Source organism: Treponema sp. Marseille-Q4523 (assembly GCF_016901105.1).
Classification (GTDB): Bacteria; Spirochaetota; Spirochaetia; order Treponematales; family Treponemataceae; genus Treponema_D.
Window position 1 is genome coordinate 70,681 of the sequence record NZ_JAFEVM010000008.1, and the last position, 19,409, is coordinate 90,089.

Genomic DNA, 19,409 nt, shown 5'->3' on the forward strand with positions numbered 1-19,409 from the left:
CCGCGCCGATTTTTCATTCGGCTTCTGCGGCATATTTTTACAATACGAACAATTTATACAGCTGCCGTTTATTGATTCGAATACCCGATACCGTAATATTCGTCGGCGAATTTCTCGTCGTTTGCGCGTTTGTCAAACCGAATGCGAGAGCAAGCATCGCCTCTCCCGCGCGCACGATATTTTTATTATTAAAATCGAATTCGATCGACATGAAGTACTGATCTTCATGCGCGCTGTCGACTGTCATCGCGCCTTTGACGTAATTGAGCTGCAGATTTAAATTCGTGCCTGTGAGGATCGTCAAAAACGAAAGCGGGTTCGGCGCGTAAAAACGTATTTCGCTCCCCGATACATTGAGCCAGTCATAGACGGCATCGCTCACATTATGCGAGATGCTCCCTCCGTATGCGTGAGCATCAAACGAGGAAAGCATGGGCCTCACATCGTTTGCGGCGCACACGATAGTCGGCGACGGAAAAGCGAGAGAAACGCCGTTCGCCGCATAATAAAAATACGGACGAATGCTTCTTTCGGGTATATGGGTTTCGGTTTTCCACTGCGCGCTTTTTAAAAGAAGCGCTTGAGCCGTACGCCTCGGAATATTTCCGGAAACGGCGGCTTCGACCGAAAAGCTCGTTTTCGCACGCGAAATCGCCGCGTAAATCGTATCGATGCGGCCTGAGATAAGCTTTGCATCGCTTTCGGAAATATGCTGCGCGCTCGCCCTCAAAATCCGTTCGACGAGCTCGCCGTCCGTTTTTTTCGGGATCCGCATATAAAAAGAAGCATCCCCCGAAAGCAAATCGATCGGGTTGACTTCCGCTCCTTTCGGAAGCGACGCACACGATCCCAGAATAACAAGGGTAAGAGAAGCAAAAACGGCCGCATATACGGACGGCAAATTACGCCTTTTCAATTTGTACCTTCCACAGTTTATCTTCGGCTTCGACGTTCTTTCCCGAAAGAGTCGTGAGCCAAGAAGACGAAGCGGCGAGCGTTTCATTTTCGATAAAGGATGCAAAGAGTTCGTACGCCGCCTTTAATTCCGCATCGCCTGAAAGCGAAAGACGGATCCGATCGGTAACGGCAAAACCGCTTTCCTTTCTGAGGTTTTGTATGCCGCGCACCAAATCGCGCACCCAGCCTTCTTTTTTAAGCTCGTCGGTGATCTTCGTGTCCAAGCCCACCGTCAGCGTACCGTCGTTGAGCACTTTCAAATCGTCTTTTTCGATGCGCTCGACGTTCACTTTCGTACCGTCGAGGTCGATGCTCTTCCCTTCGACTTCGATCGTCAATTTCGAACCGTCGAGGATCGTTTGAATGGCTTCATGGTCGAGAGAAGCGATCTTTGCGGATGCCTCTTTCATGAGCGGACCGATTTCTTTTCCGAGTACGCGGAAATTCGCCTTCGCCCGGTATTCGACCAGTTCGTCTTCCCGTTCGTGAAAGATGATGCGCTTGACGTTGAGTTCTTCGCGTATGGAATCTTCCATTTCGGCAAGCACTTTTTTTTCTTCGGGATCCCGTGTTACGAGAGCTGCGCTTTCAAGCGGCTGGCGATTTTTTATATTGAATTGATTTCTGAGCGCGTGTCCCATCGAAACGGCTTTTTGCACCGCTTCCATTTTAAACTCGAGCGCTTCGTTCCGCAGCTTTTCGCCGTATGCGGGATAGTCTTCGAGATGTACCGATTCTTTATCGCTTTTCGTTCGGAGATTTTGCCAAATCGTTTCGGTGATAAAGGGGATAAAGGGACATGCGGCAAGCGCAAAAGTTTTGAGCGCAATGTACAGCGCCGCGTATGCTTCCTTTTTATCGCGGTCGTTTTCGCTTTTCCAAAAACGGCGGCGGTTTCGTCGGATATACCAATTGTTGAGTTCGTCGATAAAATGCACGATGGGATCGATCGCACCGGAAAGGTCGTAAGAATCGAGAGAAGCGCTTACGCTTTTGACGAGCTTTTGCGTGATCGAAAGGAGCCACGCATCGAGCGGATTTTGCGGAAGCGCTTCATCGAATTCATGTCCGTCGGGGGAGATGCCGTCGATATTCGCATACTGCACAAAAAAGCTGTAGCTGTTCCACAGCGGGATGACGATGCCTTTTAAAATATCGCGCACGCCGTCGTCCGAATAGCGAAGGTCGTCCGCTTTGACGACCGGAGAGTGCATGAGAAAGAGGCGTATCGCGTCGGCGCCGAATTTTGAAATCGCTTCTTCGGGATCCGTGTAATTGCGGAGACTCTTCGACATTTTGCGCCCGTCCGAAGCGAGCACGAGACCGCTTACGATACAGTTTTTAAATGCGGGGCGATCGAAGAGTTCGGCTGCGAGCACGGTGAGCGTATAAAACCAGCCGCGCGTTTGGTCGAGTCCCTCCGAAATAAAATCCGCCGGAAAATGTTTTTCGAAATACTCTTTATTTTCAAAGGGATAATGATTTTGCGCATAAGGCATGGAACCCGATTCGAACCAGCAGTCGAGCACTTCGGGAATGCGCTTCATTGTACCGCCGCAGTTTTTGCACGGGATCGTAATCTTGTCGACGAACTGTTTGTGCAGATCTTCGGGATAGACGCCCGAAAGCGCTTTGAGTTCTTCCCTGCTTCCGACACAGATCGATCCTTTGCACGAATCGCATTTCCAAATCGGGATCGGATTGCCCCAAAAGCGGTTTCGACTGATCGCCCAATCGCGCGCGCCCGAAAGCCATTTTCCGAACCGCCCGTCTTTGATGTGCGGCGGCCGCCAATTGATTTCGGCATTCGCTTTGAGCAATACGTCGCGCTCTTCGGAAACTTTTACGAACCAGCTTCCGATGCTGCGGTAGATGAGCGGAGAAGCGCACCTCCAGCAATGCGGATAGGAGTGCACGATCGTATCCCGTTTGACGAGTTTGCCTTCGGCTTTCAAACGCGACATGATGTCTTTGTCGCAGTCTTTTACGAAGCGGCCTTCGTAGTCGGACACTTCATGCGTAAAGCGGCATTCGGCGTCGATCGGTTCGGCACAGGGAATACCCGTACCCTGAAAAAGCTTACTGTCGTCTTCGCCGAAAGCCGGCGCCGTATGGACGATGCCCGTACCGTCTTCAGTCGAAACGAAATCTCCGTTGAATATCCTGAACGCGCCGGCCGAGCCGTCGTCCATTACCGCCAGATGTTTAAAATACGGAAAAAGCGGTTCGTAGGTCGCGCCTAAAAAATCGCTTCCCTTTCGGCTATAAACGATCGAATACTCTTTTTCGTCCTTATAATATGCGGAAAGCCTTGCCGCCGCGAGGATATAATAATCGCCCGAAGCGGTATCGCGCACTTTAACGTAATCGATATCCGGCCCCATCGCAAGACCTTCGTTCGAAGGAAGCGTCCACGGAGTCGTCGTCCACGCAAGAAAATACGTGTTCCCGTTTGCAAAATCCGCATCGTCTATGGCATCGGGAGCTTTCGTTGCCTTAAACCGCACCGTGATCGCAGGATCCTGCACGTCCTTATAGCCGAGGGCGAGTTCGTGATTCGAAAGAACCGTCGCGCAGCGCGGGCAATACGGCAGGATATAACTCCCTTCGTAGATGAGATTTTTATCCCACAGCGCTTTTACGACCCACCAAATCGATTCCATGTAGTCGGGCATCATCGTTTTATAATCGTTGTCGAAATCGACCCAGCGCCCCATGCGCGTGATGATCCTCCGCCACTCGTCCGTATAACGCAGCACGCTCGCACGGCACGCATCGTTGAATTTTTCGACGCCGTAAGCTTCGATTTCGTGCTTGGAATTGATGCCGAGTTCTTTTTCGATCAAATTTTCGACGGGAAGCCCGTGACAGTCCCAGCCGAAGCGGCGTTCGACTTTTTTCCCCTTCATCGTCTGATAGCGCGGGATGATGTCTTTGATCGTCGAAGGAATAAAATGCCCGAAATGCGGCAGCCCCGTCGCAAACGGAGGCCCGTCGTAAAACACGTATTCTTCAGCGCCTTCACGCTGTGCGAGGGACTTTTTAAACGTATCGTTGTCCCGCCAAAACTTCAGAACCTCTTCTTCCTGCTTGGGAAAGTCCGCTTTCGGATTTACCGGTGTATACACAAAACGCCTCTATAGTTAAAGTGGAAAACAGTATACAGGAAAAAGGGAAAAAATACTAGAGTTCGTTCGCGGCTTTCCAAAAACTGCAAGCCTGCCGGCTTGTTCTGAAAGGAAATTTATTATAGTATCCGCTAAAGCGGATTGCGCATCAGTTTTTGGAAAGTTTCCTTGATTTACACTATGCGATGTTTAAAATTAAGTCATTGCGATATAAAGACTTAATTTTAAACTCGACAGGCTGTCGAAAAAGTAACCGACTTTTGAGACAGCCCGCGCACTACCGTATTTTTGCTGCGCAAAAATACGCGATCATTTCGTAAAGATACGACACGGCATCCCTGCCGTGCGTTGCACGAAGTGCGAAGTTCCCCGCGCAACCTTGCAACGAGCGCGGAGCGCGAAGTTCCCCGCGCAACCTTGCAACGAGCGCGTTAGCGCGAAGTTCCCCGCGCAGGAATTTATGCACGTCTCCTGACATATTATACTATTTGTCAATTCGTTTTTGTCAATCGATCGAGGATTTTCAAAACGGCAAGCACTTGATACTTTGAAACGCGTTGACAATCTTCGCCCCGCCTCAAGCATTCCGTAAACGCGGACAGCTCGTTGTGATACCAGCCGACCGCCGGTACGTTTATACCCGTCGCAACAGTAACCTCGTCGTCGATATTTACGCTGAACGCTTCGCCGCCGGCAGGATAAACGGTTAAATCGTTTCCGCTGCATACGATGACGGCGTTTTCGAATTGGACCCGCCAGCCCGCAGTAAACGGAAACGGAGCGTTGTACCATGCAGCTTCGGCGGTGACGGTGAGATTTTTATATTCGTATACAAAAGTCGCATGTTCGGGATACGGTACCGACGCTCTGCCGTTCGCATAACAGCGCGCATTTTCGGGCTCACCGAACAAGCTGACGATGATATCCAAATCGTGAATGTGCAGATCGTAGGGAATAAAGCCGCTCTTGTCTTTTTCAAAAAGCCACGAATCTTTCGACCACGAAGGACACTCGGAAAGCCTAAAAAAATGTGCGGAGCACGGCGCGCCGTACGTCTTTTCATCGACGATTTTATGCAAGTATTCGACCGCTTTTGTAAACTGCAGCACGAGCGCCGTATACAAACGGAGACCGCGCCGTTCCGCTTCGGAAAAGAGTTCGGCCCCGTCGGCTTCGGAAAGCGTAAGCGGTTTTTCGCAGATGACGTTTTTGCCGAGTGAAAGAGCGCGCATGACGAGCTCTTTGTGTAAAAACGTCGGTGCGCATATATCGGCTGCGTCGAAGGGTACCGTCACGGCATCGAGCGATGAAAAATACGGAACGCCCCACTCGTCCGCGCGGGAACGGGCGGCGGCATTTTTATCGACGACGGCGGCAATCGAAACTCCTTCGATATATTTGTAATTTTGAAAATGGACGTTCCCCATACCGCCCGCACCGACGATCGCAACGGAAATCGGCTTCATAGGGTATATCCCAGCCGCATCAAATAGTCGGCGGAATCGCGCACTGCGCGGTTTACTTCGTCTATATCTTTTGCACCGTCTTTTGTAAATTCAATTTCGATGCTGAGCGGCGACGCATTGTCATGCGCGTCGAGGATCGAAAACAGTTTCGGAAAATCGACAAAGCCCTTGCCGAGTGCGGGAAAATTCCATTCGTTCTTTTCGCCCGCTTTATCTTTTATGTGCAGATATGCGACGTTCGAAACGACGGCGGCCAGATCGGCTGCGGGATCGACGCCGCCGTAAAATATCGCATTCGCCGTATCGTAATTGATTTTTACGTCGGACGAATCGATTTCCGCAATCAACGCATCGACGGCTTTTCCGCTTCCGTGCTCCCCGTGTACTTCGATGACGAGACGCATACCGCAGCGCTTAAGCAGCGGGAGGAGCGTTCGTATATTCTTTGCAACAACTGCGTTCGCCGACTGCACTTTATCCTTCAGATGCGCTTCTCCTGCGGACGAGACGATAAACGGAGCTTCGAAAAAATGAGCGAGGAGGATATTGTCGGCAAAATCTTTCAGTCGCTCACTGTCCGAAAGATTGCAGTGCCCGCTCATGCCGATAACGCCGAGCCCCGCATTCGAAAGTTTTTGTTTAATGCGGCAGAGTTCCGAAAAGCTCATGTCCGCACGTACGTGTTCCGTCCAACCCTTCGTCGCCGTCAGTTCGATGTAGTGAAAACCCGCCGCAGCGATGCCCTCGACCGCTTCGTCGAGCGAAAAACCGTGATACGTATTGGAATTGACTGCAATGATACGCTCTTTCATAATCCTCCCGCTCCGAAAGCGTCCGAAAAGCCGAGCTCCCGGACGCTTTCTTTAGATCCGCCGGGAAACAGCCGAAAACGGTAATTTAAATAGGCGGTCATTACCGCTATACGAGAAACTGCTCGATATAGCGTTTCGACTGCACGAGACTTTTTACGATCATATCGCGCGAGCCTTCGAACGAGCGATCTTCGACTTCGATGCACGCCGCTCCGTCATAACCTATATCGGTGAGCGCACTCACGAATTTGCCCCAATCGACATCTCCGAGTCCCGGTATTTTCGGCAGCATAAACGCAAGCGGATACGCGAGTACGCCGCATTCGGCAAGCTTGTCACGAAGCAGTTTGATATCTTTAAAATGAACGTGAAACAGCCGATCGCGAAATTCGTATATCGGCCGGATATAATCCATCTGCTGCCATACAAAATGACTCGGATCGAAATTGATACCGAAATTGTCGTCGGGGATTATTTTGAACATTTCGCGCCACAGCACGGGCGACGTAAAAAGATTTTGACCGCCCGGCCATTGATCGATCCCGAACAGCATCGGACAATTTTCGATCGCTATTTTAACGTTGCGCTCTTTTGCAAATTTAACGATCGGCGGCCAGATCTTTGCGAAAAGTTCGAGATTGGCTTCGACCGGCTTTTGCGAATCGCGCCCGACGAAAGTCGTCACCATACCGACCGAAAGCGAACTGCTCGCTTCGATGACGCTGTACAAGTGTTCGATCGCTTTTTCGCGCTTTGCCGCATCGCCGTCCATCGTATTCGGATAGTACGCGAGCGACGACAACGATACGTTTTTTTGCCGGCAACAGTCGAGGATATCCGCCGCGCGCTCTTTCGTCAGCCCTTCCGTATCGATGTGGCTCACGCCTCCGTAACGCCGTTCCGCTTTTCCCTGCGGCCAGCACGCGAGCTCGACGCACGAAAACCCCAGTTCGGATGCGACATCGATCGTCCCCTTAAAATCCCAGTCAGCCAATATCGACGATACAAAACCCAATTTCATACGCCATACCTCCTCGATCGCGAGATGCAATTTTGAATCAACAACCCCGACGCAGCCTCGCAGCGAAGCTTCAAGCGGCGTCGTGGTATTAAACCCTCCGCACGAATAAAATTCGACACCCTTTTTTTAATAATTTGAAAACTTCCAAAAATCCGACCGGTCTTCAGAGATTTTCGTTTTCCTTGATATGCACCGTCCGGCCCGTCTCCGACGATTCAATGCTCGCAAAGACCGCGCGCATCGCACTTAAAACCGACTCCCCGCAGATTTCAGGCTGTTTGCCCGCAGCGATGCAGCCGACAAATTCGTCGATGACGCCGCTCTTTGTTTGACTGTCGTTCGTTTGAATCGCATCGAGTTTATATACGATTTCTTCACCGCCTGAAGAAATAAATTTCATCGAATACTCGGGAGCGTCATAGATGCGGAGAATTCCTTTGGTACCGTACAGCACCGTCGAATTGTCTTCCTGCCCGTAATACGTCCAGCTCGCAGTCATCGTACCGATAACGCCGCCCTTCGTTCGATATATGCAGATCGCGTTGTCGTCGACGCCGATCATATTGTTGTGCGCATCTTTTTTATCGAGCGTTGCAAGGCGCGCCGTCGTTTCGACGATCGTATCGCCGAGCAAAAACTGTATCAAATCGGTTTTGTGAATTCCCAAATCCGCCATCGCGCCCATCGCCGCTTTTGTGCGGTCAAAAAACCATACGTCTTTTCCGGGATCGACGCTCCACGTTTCCGGTCCTCCGTGTCCGAAAACCGTTCGAAACGAAATGATTTTTCCGAGCGTTCCGTTTTTGACGAGTTCTCTCGCTTTGACGTGTGCTTTTGCAAGCCGCTGATTTTGTCCGATCATCAAAAATCTATCGTGCGCTTTCGCTTCCGACACCATGTGTTCACATTCTTCGAGCGTCACCGCCATGGGTTTTTCACAGAGTACGTGCTTTCCCGCTCTGAGCGCTTCGATCGCGATCTCGGCATGCGTGTGATTCGCCGTACACACGCTCACCGCATCGATCGCCGTATCGGCAAGCATCTCTTCGCGCGTTTTATAGGCTTTGCAGGCGTACTTTTCCGCAAGCGCTTTCGCACGCTCTTCGTTTATATCCGTAATACCGATTATCTTTGCGTTGCCGTTGCTGAAATATTCGGGCAAGTGCCGCACCTGCGCGATTTTTCCGCAGCCGATAATTCCGACATGTACCATACCGTCTCCTGTGATTCGATTTGCAATGCACCGGCGCATGCTGCAGCTCCGGCGACCGCTTCTAAAAATTGATATTCTCCGCAATGCCGCATTTCAGCCGAATACCCCATCCCGCCGTTACGCTTCTTTTTTTTGCAGCAGCACCGCTCCTATCACGATGACGCCCTTGCACGCTTCGCGGAGAAACGGAGGGACGCCGAGCAAATTCAATAAATTATTCATCACCGCGATAATGAGAACGCCGAGCACGGTGCCGCCGACGGATCCTCTGCCGCCCGACATACTCGTACCGCCGACGATGACGGATGCGATCGCATCCATTTCATACCCGCTTCCCGCATTCGCGAAGTCCATTGCACCGATGCGCGATACCTGCAAAACCGATGCGACCGCGACGAGCAAGCCCATGAGCGCATATACGCGCCGCTTTACGGTATGCACGTTTATGCCGGAAAGCTTCGCCGCGCGCTCGTTTGAGCCGACCGCGTATACGTGCCTGCCGAACGCAGTCTTTTTTGAAACGACGTACAGCGCGTATGCAAAGACGAGCCAGTACACGATGGGCATGATCATCTGCCCCGCAATCTGCGCATTTGCGATTTCGAGAAACGGAGAAGGCACGGCGGGATTGTATCCCTGCATAAACTGCTGAGTAACCGAACGGCATATCTTCATCGTGCCGAGCGTTGCGATAAACGGAGGTATCTTTCCCGCCGTTACGATGACGCCCGTAAATTCTCCGAGCAGCAAACCTGCGATAAGCCCGAGGACGATCGCAATGCAGTATGCGCTTCCGCCGCTGATACCGAAGGCGGCAAGCAGACCGCGTCCGCTCGAATCGATAAGCACCATGACGATTGCCCCGATTGCGACGAGCGTCGAACCGACGGCGAGGTCTATGCCGCCGGAGATGATCACAAAGGCCATGCCGAGCGAGATAATGCCTATCGTCGCATTGTTGCGCAAAATATTGATCCAGTTTTGACACCACGTCAAAAACCATTCGCCGAACGAATCGAAATTAAAACCGAGCGCAAGCGTTTGAAACACGATCATCACAAGCAGCGCAAAACCGGTACTGAACAGCGGCTTTTCCGTCCAATTCTTTTTAAACCATTGTACGCCTCGTCGCAGCGACGGCTTATTATCGATACTCATACTGAAGCTCCTCTTTCGATTTTTTCACCCGTTGCAAGGCGCATGATCAAGTGTTCGTTCATATCCGCCCCGGACACTTCGCCGACAACGGAACCGTGAAACATGACGATCGCCCTGTCGCATACTCTGACGATTTCCTGCGCTTCGCTCGAAAGCACGATGACGGCGACGCCGGAAGCCGCAAGCTTTTCGATAATTTCATAGATTTCTTCCTTTGCACCGACATCGACACCCTGCGTCGGATTATCGAGTACAAGGACTTTAGGCTCCGTATTGAGCCATTTCGAAAGTACGACTTTTTGCTGGTTGCCGCCGGACAGATTCGTAATCAAATCGTCTCCGCTTTCCATTTTGATATGCAGATCGCTCACGTGTTTTTCAAAATCGCGTTTTTCCCGCTTTCGGTCTATAAAACACAGCTTTCGATATTTTGCAAGCGATGCGAGCGAAGCGTTTTCAAGAATCGTCATATCTTTAACGATGGCGTTTTCCTTTCTGTTGCGCGGCAGGTAAGCGACACCTTTTTGTACCGCATCGGACGTGGAGAAAAAGGTCGCTTCTTTTCCGGCAATAAAGAGTTTTCCGTCCGCAGGCAATCCCGCTTTAAAAATCGATAAAAACAATTCGCTTCTGCCGTCGCCGAGCAATCCCGTTATGCCGAGCACTTCGGAAGCGTGAGCCGAAAAAGAAATATCGTTAAAATGTTTATGATCGCCGTAGCCTTCGACACGGAGCATTTCTTTTCCGCGCACGCAAGCCTTTTTCAAGCCGCCGCCTGCGATCTTATGACCGACCATATAAAATGCAAGCTCCGCGTTCGTCACGTCCTGCGTTTTTCCCGATGCGACGACTTTACCGTCTCGCAGTACCGTATAGCTCGAACAGATATCGAGCACTTCGCCGAGCTTATGCGAAATAAAAATGATGCCGACGCCCTGAGCCGAAAGATCGCGCATGAGCGCAAAGACACGCCGTATTTCCGGTTCCGTCAGAGAAGTCGTCGGTTCATCCATGATGATACAAGATGCATTCATCATCATCGCGCGCGAAATCTCCACGATCTGTTTGTACGACGCATCGAGACTCCGCACCGGAAGGCAGGGATCGAGCGAGATTCCGATCCTGTCAAAGGTTTGCTTCGTCTTTTCTATCATCGCTTTGCCGTCGAGAAAACCGTTTTTCTTTTTCAGCTCGCGGCCGATGAACATGTTTTCGTAGATCGCCAAATCGTTTATTAAATTCAATTCTTGATGAATAAATGCGATACCCGCATGCAAAGAATCGACGGGCGAAAAAAATCTCACTTCTTTTCCGTCGACGGCGATGCTTCCGGAATCGGCTTGGATGACGCCGCCGAGGATATTCATCAGCGTCGATTTTCCGGCGCCGTTTTCTCCGAGCAGCGCGTGTATTTCACCTGCGTGTACGGAAAAAGATACGCCGTCGAGAACGGCGGCTTTACCGAACGATTTGCAGATATCCCGCATTTCAACTTTCATGCACTACCCTATTTTGTTGATTATTGATTTTTACCGAGAGCTGAAAAGGGGCTGCCGAAAAAGTAACCGACTTTTGAGACAGCCCCTTTCGATACGAAATATCAATACGGAGAACCCGCATCGAGGAAATTTTTATAATTCGTACGATCGACGATCGACGTCGGAATGATTTTTTCTTTTGCTGCAGAAGAACCGCTGAGTACGGCAAGCGCCACATCGACGGCATCGCGCACCATCGCAGGGCTGTACAGCGCCGACTCGATCCAGATATCCGTATTTTTCGGCATCATGTTGAAATATTCCTGACAGCCGCCGCCGCCGGTGATGACTTTTACGTCCGTGCGTTTCGCTTCGCGAATAGCCTGAATCGCGCCGATCGACGTTTCATCATCCATCGAAAATACCGCATCGATTTTTTTATTTTTTGTAAGGATGTCGGTCATATCTTTCAAACCGGCTTCGCGCGTAAACTGCGTCGCATAAGTTTGAATGCTCAGATTCGGAGCGATTTTGGCGACAGTATCCAGAAAGCCTTTTTTGCGGAGCTGCGCTACCGAACCGGAGGTCGGCACGTCGAGAATGACGACATTGCCGGTTTTCCCGATTTTGTCGACGATATACTTCGCACCTTCGGCACCCATCCCCTCGTTATCGCCGGTAACGCGGTATACGCCGTCGACATTGATCACGATATCGAAGTTTACGACAACGACGCCCTTTGCTATCGCCCGTTTGATCGGCACTTCCATACCCGTCCACTGCGGAAACGCGACGATCGCCTGAGCGCCCCACAAAAGCAAATCGTCAAGCTGCGTCGTCATCTCTTCGCCGTTGGTACTCGTGTAGAGTTTATACACGACTTTATCGGAGAGCGCTTTACAGCGAGCTTCCGCTTCATAGGCTACCGCAGCAACCCAACCGTGCGTAACAGCCGGCGCGAGAATACCGATTTTGTACTTCTTGCCGGAAGCCGCTTTCGGCGCGGCAAACAACGAACCGGAAACGATCATCAAAGCAAGAAAAACGGCACCAATCTTTTTCATACTACCTCCCGTAAAAACTTTTGCAGGAAGTTGCAGCGAAGCTTCAAGCAAGTTGCAATTTCCGAAAAGTATTACAGCCGTACGCTAAGTACGAACACAGTTTTTTATCCGGTATCTTGTTACAGCGATACCGATCTTATGCAGTGTAGTGCGAATTTCCCCTCTTGTCAATGAAAAAATTACAAAAACATTATATTTTTTTTTAATATTGATTTTTTTGATAGAATTACATATAATATTATCAAATATATGTAATTTTTACATATATTTTTCATAGGGAATGCAATTATGGGAAAAAAGACACAACCGACATACGCACAATTGGCGGCGGCGAGCGGTATTTCGGTCGCTACGATAAGCCGCATGATGAACGGGAGCAGCAAGGTTTCGGAAAAAGCGCAGCGTAAAATCATGCAGGCGCTGACATCGCTCGGATACGATCCGGAAAGCATTCTGCCTCATCCTGCAGCCGACGGCAATTTTATCCTGTTCAATATACCGAATCTCGCAAATCCGTTTTACAGTTTGATTATTCAAGGTGCGCGCGACGCGGCAAAGAGAAGCGGCTATACGCTTTTAATAAACGAAGACGCGATAGACGACGCGACAATCGAAGCCTATCTTATGATGATCAAAAAGATAAAGCCTGCGGGTTTGATCATAACCAATTCCGTCTCACCGGTGATTTTAAATCGGCTCGATGCCCTCGTTCCGATCGTCCAATGCTGCGAGTGTAACGAAAACCTTTCGATAGCCTTTGTCACGATCGATGACGCGGAAGCCGCAAAATACGCGGTCGAACATCTCATCTCGCTCGGCTGCAAAAGGATCGCATTTTTAAACGGACCGCTGTCGTACAAATACGCGCGCAATCGGCTCGCAGGCTATACGAACGCGCTCGAGAGCGCCGGACGCAAAGCCGAACCGGAATTGACCGTGCAGCTCGGAGAGATAAATTACGATATGGCACTGTCCGCAGCCTATCAGCTGCTCAATTCCTCTAACAGACCGGACGCCTTTTTTTGCAGCTCCGACGTCTATGCTGCGGCAGTCATAAAAGCGGCAAAAAAAGTAAATCTTTCCGTACCCAACGATATCGCCGTCATCGGTTTCGACAATACCGAAATATCGTCGATGTGTACGCCGTCCATCACGACGGTAAATCAGCCGCGCTACCAAATGGGCTTGGTCGGCTGCGATATGCTGACGGAGCGCATCAACGACAAAACCCTGCCCGTGCGCGGTATGTATTTGGAAACCGAACTCATCGTGCGCGAATCGTCAACGCGCCGCCCCGCGTGATTTTCTCATCGCATGTATTTTCCGCGCTATGTATAAAAACGGCGTATCGGCGATGCTCGTCACAATGTAGATCGCATAGCACGACGCCGTTATCGCCGCGAGCGTTTTCATATCGTAGACGCCGAAAAACGCACCGAAATTGAAGAGGACGATGTTCACCGCTTGGGATGCGAGCGTCGCCGCGTTGTTGCGGAGCCACAAGTATTTCACCCCGCTGCCGCTTTTCTTTTTTGTTAAATCCCACAGCGCGTGATAGAGACGTACGTCGAGCAGTTCGCTTACGGCATACGCGATGAGGCTTGAGGCAAGGATGCGCGGCGTTCCGGAAAAAAGCGTTTTGACGGCCGCCATCGCGCGGTCGTCGGAAGCAGGCGCATAGTGCGGCCACAGCGCCGAAAACAAAATAAAAACGCAGGATGTCGCGATGCCGATTTTTACCGCTTTGCCGGCTTCTTTTTTGCCGTAGAATTCGCTTAAAAAATCGGTTGCAAGAAAGCTCGACGCAAAAAGCGTATTGCCGAGCGTCTGTTCCATGCCGAACGCTTTTATTAAAACGGCGACTTCGATATTTGCCAAAATCGTACACAGCGCGATCCACACGCTGCAGCCGGTTTTTCCGAAAAGGCAAAAAAACGCGAGCAAGCCGCCGAACGAAGCGGCAAGTGAAATGATAAGCAGCAATTCATTTGTCATAGTCTGTAGTTCTTATTATATCACGGAAAAAACCGCATAGGCAATTCCCGCAATGATCGCGATCACGGCTCCCGGCGGCAAATCGAAAACGACGGCGAGCACGTAGCCTCCTGCGGCGAAGATGCAGCCCGAAACGCTGCTCAGCAAAAAGAGAGAGCCGATACCCTGCCCTTTTTTCCGGCGCAAAAAAGCTGCGGAGGAAAGCACGGGCAGCACAAGCAGCGCGTCGATCAAAAACGCGCCGAGCAATTTCATCGCGATCGCCACAGTGAACGCGATGATCGCGACCATGAACGTATAGTGAACGCGCACGTGTATGCCGAGCGAATAGGCGATCTCCCTGCTGTAAAAGAGTGCGGCGATATTTCTGAAGTTGATAAGGACATAGGAGGCGAGAAAGATTGCAAGACCGGCAAGAAAGGCAAGGTCGGACACACCGAGCGCGAATGGACTTCCCCACAGCAAACTGAGCGTATCTTTTGCCGGAACCCCTCCGATGCGCACGACAAGCGACGCGAGCGCCATGCTGAAAACCATCGCCGCGGCACTCGCCCCGCCGAAACCGAAATTTTCATTTTTCGTAAACGCCGTCATCGCAAAAATGAGAACGATGTTTACCGCGAGAATCACGGGAACAAGCGGAAGTGAAAATGCAAGCGCGAGCGCACCTCCCAAAATGACGCCGTGCATGAGCATATAGCGAAGCGGCACAAGCTGCAATCGGAGCACCATGACGCCGCAAAGCGGAAAACAGGTGCCGGAGACGACGAGCGCGATACCCCCGCGAAACACCGGCGGCAGCATGAAGAGCAGCAACAGTCTATCCACACACACCTCCCGCACCTTCGGCCGCCGCTTTGCCAAGGTGCAGCACTTGCCACCCGGTCATACGCAAAAGCGCTTCGTCGTGCGTAACGATGATGACGGTCGGGATTTCGGAAACGGAAAGCGAATGCAGGATTTCCATAACCGTAGCGCGGCTTTCCGTATCCAAAGCGGCAGTCGGTTCGTCGAGCAAAAGCAGTTTTGCGTTTTGCGCAAGGCAGCGCGCAAAAGACACTTTTTGCTTTTCACCGCCCGAAAGACTTGCAAAGCTCCTGCCCGAAAGACGAAGCGCATCGACACGCTCGAGCGCTTTTCGAATAAGAGACGTTCCGTTTTTTACGCGGGACGGCAAACCGAGCGACACGACTTCTTCGACCGAAAGACTGTACTCCGAGCTCTCCGCCGCTTGCGGAATATAACCGATCGTCCGCTTGGGCAGCTTCGACGGATGTACGCCGTCGATCAAAATCTCCCCCGATTCGACCGGGATCATACCGATCAGCAATCGTAAAAGCGTTGTCTTTCCCGCACCGTTTTCGCCCGCTATCATAAGACGACCGCCGGCGTTTACGGCGAACGAAATGTTTTTGATAAAACCGTACGGCGCGGACAAATTTCGCACGCACACGTCGACGCCCTGCACGAGCTTTGCGCGGAAGCGCAGATGCGTATACATCTCATCGCTGTCGTGCATCGTTTCGAGACGATCTTCGGTCGCGCACAAAAGACGGCGCACCGAGGTATCGTACGAAAGTTCGATCGGATCGTGCCCGCCGCGCACACGGTTCAATTCCGCAACATAGTCGATCGCCAACGCGCTTGCGATATTCGCGTGGATTTTTTTGATGCCCATACGGATCATCAAAACGCAGGCGGCCTTTCCGACGGCGGTATCGTGAGCACAAAGATCGCTTCGAGAACCGTCATACGTTTTAAAAAAATCTTCAAGGGCAAACAGCGGCATAAGCCACTTCCCGCCGTTTGAAAAGATGAGCGTATCTCCGTCGTAAACGCACAGCGTCGTATGTTCGGGAAGCGGTAAACGATAAGCGGCAATCATACGGACAGTATAGAATAATTCGCATAAATGGCAAATAGCGCGAGAGGGATATCGTGTCAATGTATCGCGCGCGCGGCACACGAAAACTCTCGCAAAAAAGACACAGCTCCGCTATAATGCATACTGATTGTTATTCGCAGGAAGTATCGAACGAGGAATAGACGATGTCCATTAAGGCAAAAGACATGACGCCGGCGGAACGCAAAGAGCGTGTGGCGCAGCTGGTAAATCAATTTAAGGAAAATGAGCCCTTTTTTCTTTCCAAGAATTTTGTGGAAAGCGAAGTGCGCAATAAGTTTATCGATCCGCTGCTTGAATGCCTAAAATGGGATGTCAAAAACGAGAAAGGAGCGCGGCATGACCGGCAGGAGGTCATTACCGAAGATCGCGTAGTGATGAACGGGCAGGTGAAGCATCCCGACTATACGCTCTGTTACGGCGGCGAGCGCAAAATGTATGTTGAAGCGAAGCAGCCGAGCGTTGACCTTAAAACGAATCCCGAACCTGCGCTGCAGGTGCGGAGGTATGCGTATACATCGAAGATGCCGATTGCCGTGCTGACGGATTTTCAGGAATTGGCAATTTACGATACGCGGATTAAACCGTCCGAAAAAGACACTGCTGCAACCGCCCGCATTGAATACCTGACCTACGATAAGCTCTCAGAAAATTTTGAATCGCTGTATGATAAAATCAGCTGGGATGCCGTTGATCTCGGTACCTTCGATACCTATTACGAAAGCAATAAGGATAAGCGGGGAACGGCGACCGTTGACGATGATATTTTGAATATGATCGAAAAATGGCGGATGGAGCTTGCCGAAGATATTGCTCTGCATAACGAAGGAATCGATGAATTCAATTTGACGGGTGCCGTACAGAAAATCATCGACCGGATTCTCTTTTTGCGGATTTGTGAAGACAAAGAAATCGAAGAAGGAAACCGGCTTAAAAAAATTACGGCGCAAAAAACGGATATTTATAAAAATGTGCAGAATCTTTTTGAAAGCGCAAATGCTAAATTCAACGCGGGGTTGTTTGCTTCCGATACATGGCTTGACGAGCTTGCCGTTGCGGATAAAACGCTTATCAATATTATCAATGCGCTCTATTACCCCGAATGTCAGTATGAGTTCAGCGTGCTTCCGGTTGAAATACTCGGTTCCATTTATGAGCGTTTTTTGGGAAAGATAATCCGCTTTACGCGCAAAACAAAGAACGGACACAGCGTAGAAATCCTTGAAAAACCGGAAGTGCAAAAAGCAGGGGGCGTGTATTATACGCCGCCTTATATCGTTAAATACATCGTTGAAAACACGATCGGTAAAAAGCTTGCAGGCAAAACGCCCGATGAGGTAAGCCGTTTGCGCTTTGTTGATCCTGCCTGCGGTTCCGGGAGCTTTCTTGTCGGAGCGTATCAGTATCTGCTGGACTGGCACTTGGATCGGTATTATGCGGAAGAGCGGCGTGCACAGGCGGAAAAGAAGGGGCTTATCTACAAGGATGCAGCAACTCAAGGGTATAAGCTGGGTATTGAAGAGAAAAAGCGCATTTTGCTGAACAATATCTACGGTGTCGATATCGACGCGCAGGCGGTTGAGGTAACAAAGCTTTCGCTTTTTTTGAAGCTCTTGGAAAATGAAGGCAAGGCGCTTTCCGCAACGGGACAGGCGGCACTATTCAGAGGGAGCGACATACAGGCAAAAATTTTGCCCGATATGTCGCACAATATTAAATGCGGGAACAGCCTTATCGGAACGGATTATTACGCCGGTAAAGATTTAACGCTCTTCGGCATCGAGGAGCAGCGCAAGGTGAATGCCTTTGACTGGGATACGCAGTTCCCTGATGTTTTTGCACACGGCGGTTTTGACTGCGTGATTGGGAATCCGCCGTATGTATTTGCACGTGACAGCAAAGATAAAGGAATGAGTGATGACGATAAATATTATTATACGGAACATTATTCTATCGCAAAATATCAAATCAATTTGTATCATTTATTTATAGAAAAATCGACTCTGCTTTTGGCAGATAACGGATTATTCGCATTTATCATTCCGAATAATTGGCTTACGATAAATACGAACAAAGACTTGCGTAACTTTATTTTACATAAATCCGATGTGAGTATCTTAAATTTCAAGTATAAAGTCTTTGATGGTGCCGATGTTGATACCTGTATTTTGATTTTCTTGAATAATCAAAGTAATACAAATATGCTTTTACTGCAATCAAGTTCAGATAGAGAAATTAAAAAAATAAAAGAAACTAAAACAACTTTTTTCTCGGAGCAAACCGATTTTATTATTAACACTGACCTATTTTCAAATGAGCAATTCTTTACGATTGTAAATCAAATTGAAAAAACTTCGCACCCGCTCGATGAATATGCAAGTATAAAAGCAGGCTTACAAGCCTATGAAGTAGGTAAAGGAATGCCTATACAAACAAAGAAAATGAAAGATGAAAGAATTTATCACTCTCTTGAGAAAAAAGACGAAAATTATTTTAAATATCTCGATGGAAATGATATAAAGCGCTATGAATTAACTTGGGAACGCAGAGAATATTTGTGTTATGGGAAAAATCTTGCAGCACCTCGCGGGGATTGGAATTTGTTTTCATCGCCGCGCATTCTTGTAAGACAAATTCCTTCCAAACCTCCCTATTGTATTAATGCGTGTTATACTGCAGATGTTTACTTGAATGATCGAAATTCAATGAATGTCATTTATATAAAAAATAATCCGCTTTTTATTTTAGCTATTTTAAATTCCCGCGCCGTCTCATTTTGGTTTGAGCATAAATTCGGGAAATTATCGCGAGGCATTTTTCCTCAATTTAAAATAAATGAACTTGCTCGTTTCCCCATTCCATCTGCAACCGCCGAACAGCAGTCTTCACTGGCCGGTCTTGCTGAACAAATGATGCTTACCGTAGCGCAGTTACATGGCAATGTCAGTGATTCTGATAAAAAATTCTTACAGCAGCGAGTTGACATTTTAGATAGGCAGATAAATACTGTTGTATATGGGCTGTACGGACTGACGGCAGATGAAGTGAAAGTTGTGGAGGGAAGGTAGATGAATGATAAGATAAATCAAATCAGATTTATTACATATGCAGATTTATTAATAGAATTGGAATCAACAAAACCAAATAATCATTTACTATTAGGAAATGGATTTAATCTGTCTTTAGGGATAAAAACAAGTTATAAAAACATATT

14 protein-coding genes are annotated in these 19,409 nt (G+C 49.5%); 2 read left to right on the forward strand and 12 right to left on the reverse strand.

Annotation, left to right across the window (positions count from 1 at the left end; all coding sequences use genetic code 11):
* Window positions 1–37: 37 nt before the first annotated feature.
* The 9 genes from JSQ97_RS04125 to JSQ97_RS04165 form a co-directional block, all read right to left on the reverse strand.
* Window positions 38–916: a hypothetical protein gene (locus JSQ97_RS04125; protein WP_205074883.1), complete on the reverse strand. Its 879-nt coding sequence runs from the start codon at window positions 914–916 to the stop codon at window positions 38–40.
* Entirely contained in the window at window positions 903–4,085 is a 3,183-nt protein-coding gene (gene ileS / locus JSQ97_RS04130) for an isoleucine--tRNA ligase (RefSeq protein ID WP_205074884.1), read from the reverse strand. The genes JSQ97_RS04125 and ileS overlap by 14 nt, the downstream gene beginning before the upstream one ends.
* A gap of 491 nt (window positions 4,086–4,576) precedes the next feature.
* Window positions 4,577–5,551 (reverse strand): Gfo/Idh/MocA family protein, encoded by a 975-nt coding sequence (locus tag JSQ97_RS04135; RefSeq protein WP_205074885.1) that lies wholly within the window; start codon window positions 5,549–5,551, stop codon window positions 4,577–4,579.
* Entirely contained in the window at window positions 5,548–6,363 is an 816-nt protein-coding gene (locus tag JSQ97_RS04140) for a sugar phosphate isomerase/epimerase family protein (protein ID WP_205074886.1), read from the reverse strand. The genes JSQ97_RS04135 and JSQ97_RS04140 overlap by 4 nt, the downstream gene beginning before the upstream one ends.
* A 106-nt stretch (window positions 6,364–6,469) precedes the next feature.
* Window positions 6,470–7,384, reverse strand: a complete 915-nt coding sequence (locus JSQ97_RS04145; protein ID WP_205074887.1) for a sugar phosphate isomerase/epimerase family protein — start codon at window positions 7,382–7,384, stop codon at window positions 6,470–6,472.
* A gap of 163 nt (window positions 7,385–7,547) precedes the next feature.
* Entirely contained in the window at window positions 7,548–8,597 is a 1,050-nt protein-coding gene (locus tag JSQ97_RS04150; RefSeq protein WP_205074888.1) for a Gfo/Idh/MocA family protein, read from the reverse strand.
* 117 nt (window positions 8,598–8,714) lie between these two features.
* A complete protein-coding gene (locus JSQ97_RS04155; protein WP_205074889.1) occupies window positions 8,715–9,755 on the reverse strand; it encodes an ABC transporter permease in 1,041 nt (346 codons plus the stop codon).
* The gene (locus tag JSQ97_RS04160; protein ID WP_205074890.1) at window positions 9,752–11,254 is read right to left on the reverse strand and encodes a sugar ABC transporter ATP-binding protein; all 1,503 of its coding nucleotides are present in this window, start codon (window positions 11,252–11,254) and stop codon (window positions 9,752–9,754) included. The genes JSQ97_RS04155 and JSQ97_RS04160 overlap by 4 nt, the downstream gene beginning before the upstream one ends.
* 101 nt (window positions 11,255–11,355) lie before the next feature.
* Complete coding sequence (locus JSQ97_RS04165; RefSeq protein ID WP_187384794.1) at window positions 11,356–12,297, reverse strand: ABC transporter substrate-binding protein; 942 nt, start codon at window positions 12,295–12,297, stop codon at window positions 11,356–11,358.
* Between the two features lie 288 nt (window positions 12,298–12,585).
* Between JSQ97_RS04165 and JSQ97_RS04170 the strand changes: the two genes are divergently transcribed.
* Window positions 12,586–13,599, forward strand: coding sequence for a LacI family DNA-binding transcriptional regulator (locus tag JSQ97_RS04170; protein ID WP_205074891.1), 1,014 nt, complete (start codon window positions 12,586–12,588; stop codon window positions 13,597–13,599).
* Here JSQ97_RS04170 and JSQ97_RS04175 read toward each other — a convergent pair.
* From JSQ97_RS04175 to JSQ97_RS04185, 3 genes are read right to left on the reverse strand one after another with little or no spacing between them, the layout of a single operon-like run.
* Window positions 13,579–14,292: a queuosine precursor transporter gene (locus tag JSQ97_RS04175; RefSeq protein WP_205074892.1), complete on the reverse strand. Its 714-nt coding sequence runs from the start codon at window positions 14,290–14,292 to the stop codon at window positions 13,579–13,581. The genes JSQ97_RS04170 and JSQ97_RS04175 overlap by 21 nt on opposite strands.
* A gap of 15 nt (window positions 14,293–14,307) precedes the next feature.
* Window positions 14,308–15,120 carry a metal ABC transporter permease gene (locus tag JSQ97_RS04180; RefSeq protein ID WP_370590027.1) on the reverse strand — a complete coding sequence of 271 codons (813 nt, stop codon included), beginning with the start codon at window positions 15,118–15,120 and terminating at the stop codon, window positions 14,308–14,310.
* Window positions 15,113–16,177 carry an ATP-binding cassette domain-containing protein gene (locus JSQ97_RS04185; RefSeq protein WP_239446922.1) on the reverse strand — a complete coding sequence of 355 codons (1,065 nt, stop codon included), beginning with the start codon at window positions 16,175–16,177 and terminating at the stop codon, window positions 15,113–15,115. Before JSQ97_RS04185 ends, JSQ97_RS04180 begins: the two co-directional genes overlap by 8 nt.
* 164 nt (window positions 16,178–16,341) lie before the next feature.
* Here JSQ97_RS04185 and JSQ97_RS04190 point away from each other — a divergent pair, with 164 nt between their 5' ends.
* Window positions 16,342–19,263 (forward strand): Eco57I restriction-modification methylase domain-containing protein, encoded by a 2,922-nt coding sequence (locus tag JSQ97_RS04190; protein ID WP_205074893.1) that lies wholly within the window; start codon window positions 16,342–16,344, stop codon window positions 19,261–19,263.
* Window positions 19,264–19,409: the final 146 nt, after the last annotated feature.

Excerpts from the sequence above, each read along its gene's own strand:
- JSQ97_RS04135 (WP_205074885.1), bottom strand. The coding sequence starts at position 5,551 with ATGAAGCCGATTTCCGTTGCGATCGTCGGTGCGGGCGGTATGGGGAAC.
- JSQ97_RS04140 (WP_205074886.1), bottom strand. The coding sequence starts at position 6,363 with ATGAAAGAGCGTATCATTGCAGTCAATTCCAATACGTATCACGGTTTT.
- JSQ97_RS04145 (WP_205074887.1), bottom strand. The coding sequence starts at position 7,384 with ATGAAATTGGGTTTTGTATCGTCGATATTGGCTGACTGGGATTTTAAG.
- JSQ97_RS04150 (WP_205074888.1), bottom strand. The coding sequence starts at position 8,597 with ATGGTACATGTCGGAATTATCGGCTGCGGAAAAATCGCGCAGGTGCGG.
- JSQ97_RS04155 (WP_205074889.1), bottom strand. The coding sequence starts at position 9,755 with ATGAGTATCGATAATAAGCCGTCGCTGCGACGAGGCGTACAATGGTTT.
- JSQ97_RS04160 (WP_205074890.1), bottom strand. The coding sequence starts at position 11,254 with ATGAAAGTTGAAATGCGGGATATCTGCAAATCGTTCGGTAAAGCCGCC.
- JSQ97_RS04165 (WP_187384794.1), bottom strand. The coding sequence starts at position 12,297 with ATGAAAAAGATTGGTGCCGTTTTTCTTGCTTTGATGATCGTTTCCGGT.
- JSQ97_RS04170 (WP_205074891.1), top strand. The coding sequence starts at position 12,586 with ATGGGAAAAAAGACACAACCGACATACGCACAATTGGCGGCGGCGAGC.
- JSQ97_RS04175 (WP_205074892.1), bottom strand. The coding sequence starts at position 14,292 with ATGACAAATGAATTGCTGCTTATCATTTCACTTGCCGCTTCGTTCGGC.
- JSQ97_RS04185 (WP_239446922.1), bottom strand. The coding sequence starts at position 16,177 with ATGATTGCCGCTTATCGTTTACCGCTTCCCGAACATACGACGCTGTGC.
- JSQ97_RS04190 (WP_205074893.1), top strand. The coding sequence starts at position 16,342 with ATGTCCATTAAGGCAAAAGACATGACGCCGGCGGAACGCAAAGAGCGT.